Source organism: Brucella thiophenivorans (assembly GCF_002252445.1).
Taxonomy (GTDB): domain Bacteria; phylum Pseudomonadota; class Alphaproteobacteria; order Rhizobiales; family Rhizobiaceae; genus Brucella; species Brucella thiophenivorans.
In genome coordinates this window covers 558243-571970 of record NZ_NNRJ01000015.1, presented here as the reverse complement: position 1 = coordinate 571970, position 13728 = coordinate 558243, and the positions used below count along the sequence as shown (strand labels likewise).

Sequence of the window (13728 nt, the reverse complement as noted above, 5' to 3'; positions counted from 1 at the left end):
GGAAAACACATGTCCCGCTTTGAAGGTACAACTGCCATTATAACTGGAGCCGGTCGCGGTCTGGGAGCGGCGCTCGCCTTTTCCCTCGCTCAGGAAGGTTGTGATGTCGTGCTTTGCGGTCGGAGTCTGACGTCTCTTGAAGATACGGCACGCGGCATTATCGAACATACAGGCCGTAGGGCAGAAACGGTGCAAGTCGACCTTTCGGATATGGCGAGTGTCACAGAAGCCATTGCGACCATCGAAGAAAATCACCCTGTCATCGACATTCTCATCAACAATGGCGCAATGTGGCTTGAAGATCGGCAGGAGGACTTTTCAATAGCGGAGGTGGCAGGCGTCATTAATGCTGCCGTCACAGGAACTTTTCTGTTCACACAGGGACTGCTGCCGCTTCTCAACAATTCATCGCGTCCCGATATTGTCACGATCGGTTCTGTGAGCGGATTGTCGAATGCTCCACTCCAGACGGTTTCCGTGCCCTTTTATGCAGCGAAACGCGCGCAGGCGGCATTAGCGGATGGCCTGCGACAAAAGCTTGCCGGAACGCCGGTTCGCTCTCTTATCGTTCATCCACCTTATCTCGAAGACGCAACCCCACTGGAAGACAATTGGCAGGCTTCATCACGACGCAAAAAAGGCGACGCAGCCACTAGTCGGGATATTGTTGAATCTGTGATCTTCGCCCTCACCCGCCCGCGTCATGTATCTCTCTCGATCATGGTCGACGCCGATGAGGGCGGCGTATTCGGTTAAGGTAAGCCGTAGATCGAAAAGATAAAAGCCCGGCTTTACGGCCGGGCTCTTATTTATCTCTTCTTTTTTGCGCGACCCGCAAATGGGTTTTCCGATGTCTTTAGCGACAGGCGAATCGGAACGCCAGGCATTTGGAATGTCTCACGCAGGCCATTGATCAGATAACGCACATAGGACTGAGGCATTGCATCAGGACGCGAGCAGGAAACAACGAAACCCGGAGGACGCGTCTTGACCTGCGTCATGTACTTGATCTTCAGGCGGCGACCAGAAACTGCCGGCGGCGGTTGATGCGCGATCACGCCTTCAAGCCAACGGTTGAGGCGTCCTGTCGAAATACGACGGTTCCAGATTTCATGGGTCGCGACGAGGTTTTCCATGAGCTTGTCGAGGCCCTGTCCGCGCTCACCGGAAATCGGCACAGCGCGAAGTCCACGCACTTGCGGGAGCAGGCGTGCCGTCTTTTCATGAAGGTCGGCCAGAACCATCTGGCGGTCTTCAATCAAATCCCATTTGTTGAAAGCAATGATCGGCGCGCGACCCTCGCGGATAATCAGATCGGCGATCTGCAAATCCTGCTTTTCAAAGGGGATCGTCGCATCAAGAACAATAATGACCACTTCTGCAAAGCGAATAGCGCGCAGGCCATCGGCAACCGAAAGCTTTTCAAGCTTTTCCTGTACGCGCGATTTGCGACGCAAACCCGCCGTGTCATACAGCTTGATCTTGCGGCCACGCCACTCCCAATCAACCGAAATAGAATCGCGGGTGATGCCAGCTTCGGGACCTGTCAGCAGACGGTCTTCGCCCAGCATCGTGTTGATCATCGTGGATTTGCCGGCATTCGGGCGTCCGACAATGGCAATACGAAGCGGCTTGGTGGCATCATAATCCGGGATGATTTCTGCATCCGGGTCTTCAATATCATCACCAATGAGCTCACCGACGGCTTTCGGCGTGAAAGCCTCTTCCGCTTCTTCTTCTGCGCGCTGATCAGCAAATGCACGTTCTTCACCTAACAGGGCGACAATCGCATCACGAAGATCGGGCATGCCCTGACCATGTTCAGCGGAAACCGGACATGGTTCGCCAAGACCAAGCTGAAACGCGTCGTAAAGACCCGACTGCGCACCACGCGCTTCGGCTTTATTGGCAACCAGGACAACCGGACGGTTTGAACGACGCACAAGTTCTGCAAAGGTGGCATCGGTCGGCGTAACACCGGCTTTGGCATCAATTACAAACAGGATCGCATCGGCTTCCTGAATAGCGGCTTCCGTCTGCGCGCGCATACGCGCTTCCAGACTATCGTGGGCGGCTTCTTCAAGACCAGCCGTGTCGATCACCTGAAACTTCAGATCGTAAAGCTTGGCATCATGAATGCGCCGGTCGCGCGTAACGCCCGGCAAGTCATCGACCAGCGCCAGCTTGCGACCGACGAGGCGATTAAACAGTGTGGACTTGCCGACATTGGGACGCCCGACGATGGCGAGAGTGAAACCCATAGGTTCGTATTACTCCGAAATAAGCGCGCTTAAAGCGTTTCGCGCTACATTAGTGTTACTAAACGCTTTAAGCATTTATTTCATGCTTGTCGTTATCGGAAAACCGGTTACCACTTTTCCGCGACAAGCATTAGCCCTGAGCTTCCGGCATCGTGATGCCAGCGCCGCGCATGAGATCTAACATTGTATTGGCTCGCTGGCGGATATTGGCTGGAGCCAGAGTATCATTTGCAATCTGCTGATAAAGTTTGGCAGCATCGTCAAAACGCTCCGCCTTCCATGCCGCCAGACCAAGGGTCTCACGCGCACTTGAACGCATCGGATTGCCATCTGCCGAAAGCGTTTCGACACGCTTTGCAACATCATCATAAGAACCTGTATCAACCAGCAGATAAGCTGCGCGAAGACGCGCTATATCGCGCATTGCAGGCGGTACGGAATTATCAGCCGCAACAGCATCAAAGGCTGCAACAGCGGCCGCGGCATCGCCCTTTTCCGCTTCAAGCGAGGCAGCACGAAGACGTGCCAGCACCGGATAAGAACCGTAACCGGTGTTTTCCAGATCATTAAGAGCAGCGATCGCTTCATCATTGTTACCGGCTGCGGCTAGATCAAGTGCGGCCAAGAACTTGTCGCCGGAAGCAGAAGCCTTGCTGTCCGTCCAATGATTATAGCCGACCCAGCCGGCTGTGCCGATGACAACCGCAATGGCTGCACCGATCACGATGGGGCCGAAGTTTTTCCAAACCTGCTTTGCCCTCTCGGAACGGAGCTCTTCGTTTACCTCGCGGATGAAACTATCGTCTGCCATGGACCTGCCATTTTTTACTTGAGCGCAATGCTTACAAAGCCACGCTCTGAAAATCGTTGATCTTAATTTCTATGTTCAGGCGCTTTTAGTCGGAATTCGCGCCATATGTAAGACCCGTGAGCGAAATAAGCTGCACGTAAGCCGAACAATCTGTATTTGTGTCCGAGCTTCGCCTTATTCAACAGCTAAAGCGTGTCGCGGTTACTCCTATCCACCCACTCGCTTTAGCTCTTTTGTTTTGCGCATGTCGTTATCGGATCGCAGCGGGATCAGAAATCAATCCAGTGGATTGATTTCCCCGCGAGGCGGCCCCCACTTTCCCGCGACATGCGTTTACGCAACCTTTCCCCCCAAAGTGGCGTTCACTCTCCTATGCGTATTTTATCTTCCATTCTTGCCGTTGCAGCCTCTTTTGCTTTCATCACAAATCCGGTTCAGGCGAACACGCTAAAGCCGCAATATGTGCTGATCTCGTTTGATGGCGCACATGACAATAAGCTTTGGAAACGCTCACGCGAGCTGGCCAAAAAATACGACGCGCATTTCACCTATTTTCTGTCCTGCGTTTTCCTGATGGAAAAGAAAAATCGCAGCGATTATCAGCCGCCGCATAAACGTGCGGGTGCATCCAATGTGGGATTTGCCTTAAGCCATGATGAGGTTGTGACGCGGCTTGGTAATATCTGGCAGGCACATCTGGAAGGCAATGAGATTGCAAGCCATGGCTGTGGCCATTTCGACGGCACCGATTGGACGACCGCGGACTGGGACAAGGAAATCAAAGAGTTTCGCCGTATTACCGCCGGTGCTTACAAGAATAACGGCATTGCTGGCGAGCCGGAAGGCTGGCAGGAACTGGTACGCAACGGCATTAACGGCTTTCGTGCACCCTATCTTGCCGCCTCCAAGCCCGTTCAGGATGCACTGAAAGCCGATGGCTTTCGCTATCAGGCATCATCCATCACGCGCGGACCAGAACTACCGCAGATCAATGGCTCTTTCGCATCCTTTGGCTTGCCGCTTATTCCTGAAGGACCGTCGCAACGGCTGATCGTGGGCATGGATTACAATCTTTATGTGCGCCATTCCAAAGGCAAGGAAGTGCCCGCCAAGTCAGCCACTTTTGAAGAGCGCGCTTATAGGGCTTTCCGCACGGCATTCGACAAGCAATATAATGGCGAGCGCATCCCGCTACAGCTCGGCTTTCACTTTGTGCTCATGAATGACGGAGCTTATTGGCGCGCGATGGAACGTCTCGTTTCACAAGTATGCACCAAGCCAGACGTCAAATGCACAACCTATAATGATTATCTTAATGGCCCGGATGCTCCGAGCAGTCACACCGCTCAGAGCAGGTCATAGGTTTTAGTGGGTCAGGTCAAATTCTGCTGATCCAGCGTGGGCAACGGTTCCCCATGGATAACGGCTTCAAAGCCACGCAAGCGCTTATAAATCGACAAAAGTTCGATAATCGTCGTCCATGAATTAACGAGATATAGAAAGGAAGTGCGGACTTGATCAAAGACATTGTGGATCTGGTTCATCAGACCCAACGTCAATTTTCCCGCTGCGATCGAAGGAATAAGGATCAACAGCGGAAAGATTCCGTCAGCCTGTAAATAAAAAATGCGTGCGATGTTAAAATAGACGTAGTGGAAATAAAGCCGAAAATAATTGCGCCGGACGTTAGAGAAAAGCTCACGTATGATGGGTGGATCAGCACGATCGGCATGATCTTCACCATAGACCAGCTCTTTACGATAGGCTGCCTCTACTCGCTGATTCCGGAATTCCAAACCTGGTAGTTTGATACCGACAATTGCCAGAAACCCGGTCCCCAGAATTGCCCAAACAACGGCCGCCCAGACCAGTGCATGTGGAACGGCTCCTAATATAGGAAGTTCATTCACCTTTTCGGAGAAGGTAAACAACACCGGCAAAAAGGCTATCAGCGTCATTACCGACTTCACAAGATTGACGCCCAGTTGTTCCAATGTCGCGGAAAAGCGCATTGTATCTTCCTGCACGCGTTGGGCGGCACCTTCGATTTGACGAAGCTTTTGCCAATGCAACATGTAATATTCGTTCATGGCCATTCGCCAGCGAAAGATATAATGGCTGACAAAAAACAAACTGATTACACCAGCTGCAATGCCCAAAAAAGCAATTTCAGTGAAATCCAAAGCACTCCAGTACAAATCACCAACCGAAACTGACCCCGGAGTAGTCAATGCTTTCTGCAACATATCGTAGAATGGACCGAACCAGGCATTAAGGGTGACACTCAGCTGAACATCAAAATTTGTTGCAAACAGAATGAGACCCGAACCAAGGATCGACCAGCGCTGCCACGGATGCGGAGAAAAAGAAGCCCAAAAGAAATAAAACGCCAACACTGCTATGGCAAAATAAAGATAGAACCACAAGAACGGGAGCGACCACAACTCACTTGCTCCAGCCATAGGCACAACATTCGTAGATGCGGGTGGCAGACCTATATAGCTTCCAAGAGCACTTCCGCCGTCATACCAGCCAAGAATCGCGAGAATTGTCCAGAGAAGTGCCGAAGAAAATAATAGTTTAGGGCGAGGAAAAAATGAGGTAAACATGCGCAACAACCCACAATATAAAACGTATATTAAAAATAGAATTTAATACATTATTTTATGATTTAATATTCATTAATCAATCAAATTTTAAATAATTGTAATTTTTAATTCTATTTTTCAGACAACCCTGCAATAATGCCCAAAAATGAAGTCAACAACAAGGCAAACGCCGCTATTAAACTTGGAATTGTGAAGTTCCCAGAATATTGAGCCAAGTAACCCGCAATAATTGGTCCTAAAATCTGCCCAATACTGAAACATACCGTCATTGTTGCGAGCGCCTTTTTAGGGGACTGCGGTGCCAACACGCGCGCAGCCTGAAGCCCGAATGCCGTCAGAGCCATAAAGGTTATGCCAAGCAACACGCCGCCAACAAGTGGACCCAAAGGCGGCGGCAGCAAAACGCTTGCGGCCACGCCTATGGCTTCAAGAGCCGCTGTCAGCGCAAATGCATTAAAAAGGCCAAATTGTCTGATGGTAGGCGACCAGAGCCAGATCGAAGGTGCAGCGCATAATCCGGTCACAACCCATACGGCTGCTTCCATCAGCGGACCGCCCTCATTCGTCCGCACGATTGTGATAATAAAGGTTGCGGTGATCACATAACCGAAGCCAAAAATACCATAAGCCAGCGCAAGCGCATTGAACGCAACGCTTCGCGGCAGTGCCGGTTCACGCTTACCATTTGCGCCGCCAATCGGCCCGTCTTTAACCAGAAAAACCACAAGTATTGCCATTATCAGGCTTAAAATTGCAGCACCGATCCAGTCAGCTCTCCAATCAAGTCCTGAAAAGCGGACGCCCGCGACCATGATAGCAGACAGCGCAATACCGGCGCCAACACCGCCGAAATGCAGCGCACTCAGCTCTGCTTTTTCGGCAGCAGCGATATGACTAAGCACGATCGCGGTGGCAAGAATCATAGTCACAGCACTGATAAAGCCTGCTGCGAAACGAATGGCCGAGAACAGCCAGACGCCATCAAATAGTGCCATCGCAGCACAGAGAACGGCACTGATTATCAAGCCTGCGATCACGCTTGCGCGTTCAACACCCTCTGACCAGCCATAGCCTGCAACCACAGCCCCAACCAGATAGCCGACATAATTGGCCGAAGCGATGAGGCCTGCATCGGCTGCGTTAAACCCGACATCAAGCATCATGCCCGGCAAGATCGGTGTGTAGATGAAACGGCCGATGCCCATCACGGCAATCATGGCAATAAAGCCGCCAAAGGCGTAACGCAGCGCTTCACGATGTGGGTCTGTCTTGGGAAGTGACTTATTCATAGCAGGGAAAATACGCTTCGCGCCATGGCGTACAAATGAATTTTTCTGATTGGATCAATCACTCGAATTGAGTTCAATTTTTCGGTATCAAGCATAAACGACCTAACTGGCCGGCATATCCGGTTTCGTTTTTGGTGCGCGCACCGGCACGCTGTCAGGCTGGTCTGAATGTAGAAAATGAAGCAATGTCTCATTCACAGATTGCAGCCGAAAAGCTGCATCCCGCCAGCTAAAGTCAATATCCTGCGGCACCGGCGTCAGACGTTCAGGTGTTTCCCCCTCGTCAAGATTGCAATTATGAATGGCCGATTGCAGAGATCGTGAAACCCATTCAGGCGGCGGTGCTTCCTTCTTACGAAGCGCGTTGCCTATTGCCTCACCAAATAGCAAAGCCGTAGCGTAGAGGCGAATGCCACGGCGATCATAACGCCCTGCCATTTCGCTGACTTCACGCGCCACCAGTCGCCCGCGCAGCGACCAGCGGGCATTGGATCGCGCGAGTGCTATGCCATCACCAAGTGCGGTGACTGCACGCTGCGCCTGTGTGAACTGATTGATAGCAGTCTGGACATGCGCCAGATCCTGTTTATCCAGCGCAATGGCCGACTGTTTGAGGCCTTTAAGAATATTATCCACAAGTCCGCGGACGGCTCGGTCGATCAGACGCACCGGATCAGGTGTCAGCAATATCTGACTGAACACAAGGCCTGTGCCAGCGCCGACGAGCACATCGATAAGCCTTGTCATGCCAGCAACCTGCGGCCCCATGGCAAGAACCAGAATGGCCGATACGCCCGACTGAATAGCAATCGCAGGTGCGAGGCCAAAAGTCGTTGCGATCACCATAGCAATGCAGGTAACCACGCTCATATGCAGGACTGGAATTGTATCGGGCAAAAGCAGTGAAAACTCCCCTACCAGCACGCCCGTTGTCACGCCTGTCACGACGCCAATGGCCTGTTTGCCGTGATTGGGAAGGTTCGGTGCAAGGCAGATAACCGCTGTCACCATTGCAAAAATCGGTCGCGGCTGACCCAGCATCCACTGACAGATCATCCATGCCACAGCGCCACCAATGGAAGCGATGAGCGCATCGCGCCAACTCACCGACCATTGCTGGAAAATCTTTTCAATTCGCTGCTGCATGAATTGGCCTGCCCCGCTATCCGTCGCGCTCAATCATATTATCTATGACAGGCGCAGTGATGCTCAAGCCTTGAAGAATGCCTCATATTGATCGGGTTTGAAACCGACGCTCAGCTTGCCATCCTTTTCAAGCACCGGACGCTTAACCATGGAAGGCTGCGCCAGCATGAGTTCACGCGCCTTTTGCGCATCGACAGTCTGGCGCTCGTCTTCAGGCAGTTTGCGAAAAGTGGTGCCTGCACGATTGAGCAATTTTTCCCATTCGATGTTTTTCAGAAAGCGGTCGAGCGTTGGAGCATCAAGGCCATCCTTCTTGTAATCATGGAAAGCATAGTCGACGCCATGATCTTCAAGCCATGTGCGTGCCTTCTTCATTGTGTCGCAGTTTTTGATGCCGTAGATAGTAACGCTCATGTCCGAATCCTTTGATCTTTTATCCGATCAAAAGCTATCGGCAGCAGCGTTGCAACCTTAATATTCTAGGCTTGGTTCTCCTTTTCCAGCAACTCACGCTTGCGTTCCACGCCCCAGCGATAGCCGGAAAGACCACCATCATTGCGCACCACACGATGGCATGGAACAGCCACGGCAATCTTGTTGGCACCGCAAGCCTGCGCCACGGCGCGCGTCGATTTTTGCAAGCCTATCATTTGTGCAAGTTCGCTATAGCTCACGGTTTTGCCAAACGGGATTTCACGCAATGCCTGCCAGACCCGTTCCTGAAAAACCGTGCCGCGCAGGTCCAGCGGCAGATCAAGCCCGATACGCGGATTTTCAACTAAGCCAATGATCTGCGCAATATGATCCTCAAAGTCCCGGTCAGCACCGATAAGCTCTGCTTTCGGGAAACGCTTTTCGAGATCGATAATCAGTTCTTGCGGGTCATCCCCCATCAGAATGGCACAGACGCCCTTCGCACTTTCTGCTGCAAGAACCGCCCCCAGCGAAGACTGACCGATCGCAAAGCGGATGATCTCATTCTGGCCGCCGGATTTATAGCTTGATGGCTTCATTCCCAACACCTTGTCCGATGCCTCATAGAAACGGCTCGATGAATTATAACCCGCTTCATAAATGGCATTCGTCACGCTTGATTGTTGCGCTTCCAGTGCCGAGCGAACTTTTCGTCCACGATGCGCGTCCGAATATTCTTTTGGTGTCATTCCAGTGAAAGCTTTGAAAAGACGGTGGAAATGCGATGCACTGGCACCAACCGCACGCGCTATGTCTTCAAGCTCCGGCATTTCTTCCTCAGCCTCGATATAACGGCAAGCGGCTGCAACCATATCGGCGTGACGAGCATTGTTCTGCGCATCGAGCGTAGCTGCCATATTGGGTTTACACCGCATACAGGGGCGAAATCCTGCGCGTTCCGCGGCTTCTACAGTATCAAAAAACTGGACATTTTCACGCTTGCCACGCCGCGAGGGGCAAGACGGACGACAATAAACGCCTGTCGTGCGCACGGCATAGAAAAATTCGCCATCTGATGCCTTGTCGCGTGTGAGCACTTGTCTCCAGCGGCTTTCATCCGTGTCATATATGCGTGTCATCAGATCCATATCCGTTGATCCTTCTTACTATTGAAGAAGTTCTAACGCGTTACAAGACTGACAACACTCCGGTGCTTGCTTTCAAATTCTGAATAGGAATTATGCCCTTCGTGCCTGCGCGATCGCATCAATCAAATTCTGTTCTTTCATCACGCCGCCATAAAGGCGGGTGCCGATCACGAAAGATGGTGTGCCGCCAAAATTGAAAGCTTCGCCCTGCTTCGAATTGCGCTCAAGAATATCTTCAATTCTGGTTATGTCAGCCTGATAATCGGCTTCAAGTTTTTTGGGATCAAGGCCAGCCTTTACAAGAGCTTCATCCGTTTGATCTTTGCTCAACCGACCCGTCGTTTGCATCATGGCTTCCATCGCCTTGACGTAATTGCCCGATTTTTCAGCCGCCAGAACCAGCCGCGCCGGATAGGCGGAATTGTCGCCAAAAATAATCCAGTCTTTAAGCACCAGCCGCACTTTGCCGTCGTTTTCAACAACGCGCATCAGTTCGGCATGACCTCTCTTGCAGTAAGGGCATTGGTAATCGAAATATTCGACAATCGTAACGTCGCCGTGGGGATTACCAAGAACCGGAATGTCTTTATCATAAAGCACATCTGCAATCTTTGGCATGCTCTGCGCAAAACCCTCGCCACCAGACATGGCGAGCGTTGCAGCACCGGCGGCGGTTGCGGCAATCATCTGGCGGCGGTTCATCATCAGCTTTCTCCTTGAGACGATTGAGCCTTGTTCAGAACAACAACGTGGCTTCCGCTGGAAACCCGCTTGTGAAGATCGATAATGTCCTGATTGAAAAGACGGATGCAACCCGACGATGCAGCCTTGCCAATTGACCATGGCTCATTGGTGCCGTGGATGCGGTAAAGCGTGTCCTTGCCGTCGCGATAAAGGTAAAGTGCGCGTGCGCCGAGAGGATTGCTGATGCCACCCGCAAGGCCCTGCGCATGTTTTGCATAATGGTCAGGGTTGCGCTTGATCATGTTCTGCGTCGGCGTCCAGCGCGGCCATTGTGCCTTATAGGCAACTTCTGCATCGCCGCTAAATGTCATTCCAGCGCGACCAACGCCCACCGAATAGCGCATAGCCTTGCCACCCGGCTGCACCAGATAAAGATAGCGGGTGTAGGGGTCAACGATAATCGTGCCGACCGGATGCGTGGTCTGATAGTCGACCTGCTTACGAAGATTTCTTTCGGCAATTTTGCTCAGGTCAAGTGCTGCAATCTGATTTCCGCGATCATTGACCGCGCCATACATGACTTCGTATTCGCTTTTCGCGGTCTGCACTTCCGGCTCTTGCATAGGCTCGAAAACGGGTGCGACAGCCACGGTCTCAGGTGCAATCGCCACTGGTTCCGGCATAATGACAGTAACCGGCCTCTCTGTCGGAACGCTTGTGCAGGCTCCAAACGCCAATGGCAAAAAGCCGATCAGGATCAGGCGCACTGCGCTCTTCTGGTTCAATAAAGTCAATTTCCCGCACCTCAATGTCGCATGTCCCCAAGACATGCCCGGCCTTCATAATCTGATAATTAATGCAAATGAAGAACTAGATTGTAAAAATCCAATGAGAGCGCCACCTTAAGACAGCCTTAAGCTGGCGAAGCGAAAGCTGCCTCAAAATGAAACAGGACTGATACAGGAATAGATATGCGCATTCTGGTTGTTGAAGACGATACAATTCTGCTCGACGGGCTTACCGTGGGGCTTGGATTGGCCGGATTCACGGTGGATGCGGTATCCAACTGCGGCGATGCCGATGCAGCCCTTGCCGCCCAGAATTACAACGCCGTTGTGCTTGATCTGATGCTGCCCGACGGCTCCGGTCTTGATGTGCTCAAATCCATGCGGCAGGCGCGTGATGAAACGCCGGTTCTGCTTTTGACCGCACGCGATCAGGTTCCCGAACGCATTGCCGGACTTGATGCGGGTGCCGACGATTATGTCGGCAAGCCCTTCGATCTGCATGAACTTGCAGCGCGTGTTCGTGCCATTGCCCGACGCGGTACGGGACGCGCAAGTGCAACGTTTGAATGGCGCGGCGTCGAGCTTGATCCTGCGGAAATGTCTGTGCATCTCAAAGGCGAGCCGTTGCGTCTGACGCGGCGCGAATTTTCAATTTTGCGCAAATTGATGGAGCGGCCAACAGCAACAGTTTCAAAATCTTCGCTTGAAGAGGCGCTCTATGGTTGGCAGGAGGAGGTGGAAAGCAATGCGGTGGAAGTGCATATCCATCACCTCCGCTCCAAGCTTGGCTCTGCCTTTATCGAGACGGTGCGCGGTGTGGGCTACAAGCTAGCGGAGCGCGTACTATGAACTCCATCCGCGGCCGTTTGACCGTCATATTGATCGGCATGACCTGTCTTGTCTGGCTTTTTGCCGTGATCTGGATTCATGTCAGCACGCAATCACGTCTTGAAAAAGTATTGGATGCGCGGCTCATGGAAGCCGCACGTATGGTCAATTCATTGCTCACCGAACGCCGCGTGGAAGTTAGCCCTGATGGCGATGGCGGACAGCTTTCGCTCAAGCCGCTAGAAGATTTTCCCATCTATGAAAGCCAGCTTTTCTGCCAAATATGGGCGCTGAATGGAAAGCTCGTCGGACGATCCGAAAGTGCACCGGGTGAGCGCTTGACCAATGTAGCAAACGGCTTTTCCGATACAGTCGTTGCAGGCGAGCGCTGGCGGGTCTTTGCCATTGAAAATACGCAGCTTGGCGTGCGTGTGATGGTTGGTGACAGCGTTTCCGTTCGTAAACATCTCGTGCAAAATGTGGTGACAGGTGTGGTTTTGCCGGCGCTGCTTTTGCTCCCGATCCTTGCTGTTCTGATCTGGCTTTGTGTGCGGCGCGGGCTTAATCCGCTGAGCAGCCTTGCCCGAACCTTGTCCAAGCGTGATGCACGTGATCTGCGTCCCCTGCCGGAAGAAAACCTTCGCTCAGAAATTGCGCCTGCAGTCTCAGCGTTAAACGATCTTTTTCATCGCGTGGAGGAAGCACGTGAACGCGAACGCAATTTTGCGATCTTTGCCGCGCATGAATTGAAGACCCCGCTTGCCGGTCTCAAGACTCAAGCGCAAATTGCAGAAGGTGCGAAAGACGACGCAATGCGTGCCAATGCCGTTCGACAGATTGCGGCGGGCGTTGATCGCACCAGCCGACTGGTCAATCAGTTGCTTGATCTTGCAGCGCTTGAAACCGGCGATGAACTGGAGCCGCCTGCGCCGGAGCCTGCCTGCCAGCTTCTGGTTTCGATCTCCACCGACATGCGTATGTTGGCAGCCCATCGCGGTGTAAAAATCGAACTGCCCAACAATCTGCCGCTTGTTTCGATGCAATATCCGCATCTTTTCACGCTGGCTATGCGCAATCTGATTGAGAACGCCGTCAATCATTCGCCAGAAGGCGGAACGGTGCGGTGCAATCTCAATAAGGATGATGATCGCCTCATTTTCACTGTCGAAGATGATGGCCCCGGCATTCCGCAACAAGAATTGGCACATGTGACCGAGCGTTTCTATCGCGGTTCAAACAGAAGCGAAAATGGCAGCGGTTTGGGTCTTGCTATCGTTCAGATGGCAGCATCTCGCATGAATGGTACGATTGAGTTGCACAATCGGTCCGAGGGCGGATTGCGCGCTTCACTGATTATTCCCGCGCAATGACTACAATCAAAGGTTTAGGTCGTGGTGACGATTTAACTTTCGAGCGGCGCATGTCGGATTTTGCATCTGACGAGGAGAAGTGAGCGAGGTGGAGTATTCCTCCACGAGGGCATTTCGACAAAGTCAGAGGTGAAATCCGCTGCGTCCTGAAAGGATATGGTGAAAATCGCCCATCTTGTCGTCGCAAAACCTCAATGGAGTTCACTCCACCTTCGGTTTCGCTCCTAAAGCTGAACGATTTTCCCACATACCGCTCGGTAAGTTAAATCGTCACCACGACCTAGCAAGAGCTAAAAATCGGAATCTCAACTTAAAAAGCAAATCCCCCAAAACTCCCAATTCGTTGCATCCCAATCAAGCGCTGTTTGATTTAGATCAAT

The 13728-nt window shown here is 52.1% G+C and carries 13 protein-coding genes; 4 read left to right on the top strand and 9 right to left on the bottom strand.

Annotated features, from left to right (window positions below):
- Positions 1 to 9 precede the first annotated feature (9 nt).
- Complete coding sequence (locus tag CEV31_RS07655; RefSeq protein WP_094506412.1) at positions 10 to 756, top strand: SDR family oxidoreductase; 747 nt, start codon at positions 10 to 12, stop codon at positions 754 to 756.
- 53 nt (positions 757 to 809) lie between these two features.
- On the opposite strand, the gene der is transcribed toward CEV31_RS07655, so the two are convergent.
- Both der and CEV31_RS07645 read right to left on the bottom strand, forming a co-directional pair.
- Positions 810 to 2261, bottom strand: coding sequence for a ribosome biogenesis GTPase Der (gene der / locus CEV31_RS07650; RefSeq protein ID WP_094506411.1), 1452 nt, complete (start codon positions 2259 to 2261; stop codon positions 810 to 812).
- 130 nt (positions 2262 to 2391) lie between these two features.
- Positions 2392 to 3072: a tetratricopeptide repeat protein gene (locus CEV31_RS07645; RefSeq protein ID WP_094506410.1), complete on the bottom strand. Its 681-nt coding sequence runs from the start codon at positions 3070 to 3072 to the stop codon at positions 2392 to 2394.
- 372 nt (positions 3073 to 3444) lie between these two features.
- Here CEV31_RS07645 and CEV31_RS07640 point away from each other — a divergent pair, with 372 nt between their 5' ends.
- Positions 3445 to 4434, top strand: coding sequence for a polysaccharide deacetylase family protein (locus CEV31_RS07640; protein WP_094506409.1), 990 nt, complete (start codon positions 3445 to 3447; stop codon positions 4432 to 4434).
- 11 nt (positions 4435 to 4445) lie between these two features.
- Here CEV31_RS07640 and sbmA read toward each other — a convergent pair whose 3' ends face one another.
- The 7 genes from sbmA to CEV31_RS07605 form a co-directional block, all read right to left on the bottom strand.
- Positions 4446 to 5681, bottom strand: a complete 1236-nt coding sequence (gene sbmA / locus CEV31_RS07635) for a peptide antibiotic transporter SbmA (RefSeq protein ID WP_094506408.1) — start codon at positions 5679 to 5681, stop codon at positions 4446 to 4448.
- Between the two features lie 110 nt (positions 5682 to 5791).
- Positions 5792 to 6970 carry a YbfB/YjiJ family MFS transporter gene (locus CEV31_RS07630; protein WP_094506407.1) on the bottom strand — a complete coding sequence of 393 codons (1179 nt, stop codon included), beginning with the start codon at positions 6968 to 6970 and terminating at the stop codon, positions 5792 to 5794.
- A gap of 102 nt (positions 6971 to 7072) precedes the next feature.
- Positions 7073 to 8116 carry an FUSC family protein gene (locus CEV31_RS07625; RefSeq protein WP_094506406.1) on the bottom strand — a complete coding sequence of 348 codons (1044 nt, stop codon included), beginning with the start codon at positions 8114 to 8116 and terminating at the stop codon, positions 7073 to 7075.
- 63 nt (positions 8117 to 8179) lie between these two features.
- Positions 8180 to 8530, bottom strand: coding sequence for an ArsC family reductase (locus CEV31_RS07620; RefSeq protein ID WP_094506405.1), 351 nt, complete (start codon positions 8528 to 8530; stop codon positions 8180 to 8182).
- Positions 8531 to 8595: 65 nt separating this feature from the next.
- A complete protein-coding gene (ada, locus tag CEV31_RS07615; RefSeq protein ID WP_094506404.1) occupies positions 8596 to 9678 on the bottom strand; it encodes a bifunctional DNA-binding transcriptional regulator/O6-methylguanine-DNA methyltransferase Ada in 1083 nt (360 codons plus the stop codon).
- Positions 9679 to 9768: 90 nt separating this feature from the next.
- On the bottom strand, positions 9769 to 10383 hold the full coding sequence (locus CEV31_RS07610) for a DsbA family protein (RefSeq protein WP_094506403.1): 615 nt from the start codon (positions 10381 to 10383) through the stop codon (positions 9769 to 9771).
- Positions 10383 to 11045, bottom strand: a complete 663-nt coding sequence (locus CEV31_RS07605) for a L,D-transpeptidase (protein ID WP_374846872.1) — start codon at positions 11043 to 11045, stop codon at positions 10383 to 10385. Before CEV31_RS07605 ends, CEV31_RS07610 begins: the two co-directional genes overlap by 1 nt.
- Positions 11046 to 11333: 288 nt before the next feature.
- On the opposite strand from CEV31_RS07605, the gene CEV31_RS07600 reads away from it, so the two are divergent.
- On the top strand, positions 11334 to 11999 hold the full coding sequence (locus CEV31_RS07600) for a response regulator (protein ID WP_094506401.1): 666 nt from the start codon (positions 11334 to 11336) through the stop codon (positions 11997 to 11999).
- Positions 11996 to 13348, top strand: a complete 1353-nt coding sequence (locus CEV31_RS07595) for an ATP-binding protein (protein WP_094506400.1) — start codon at positions 11996 to 11998, stop codon at positions 13346 to 13348. The genes CEV31_RS07600 and CEV31_RS07595 overlap by 4 nt, the downstream gene beginning before the upstream one ends.
- Positions 13349 to 13728: the final 380 nt, after the last annotated feature.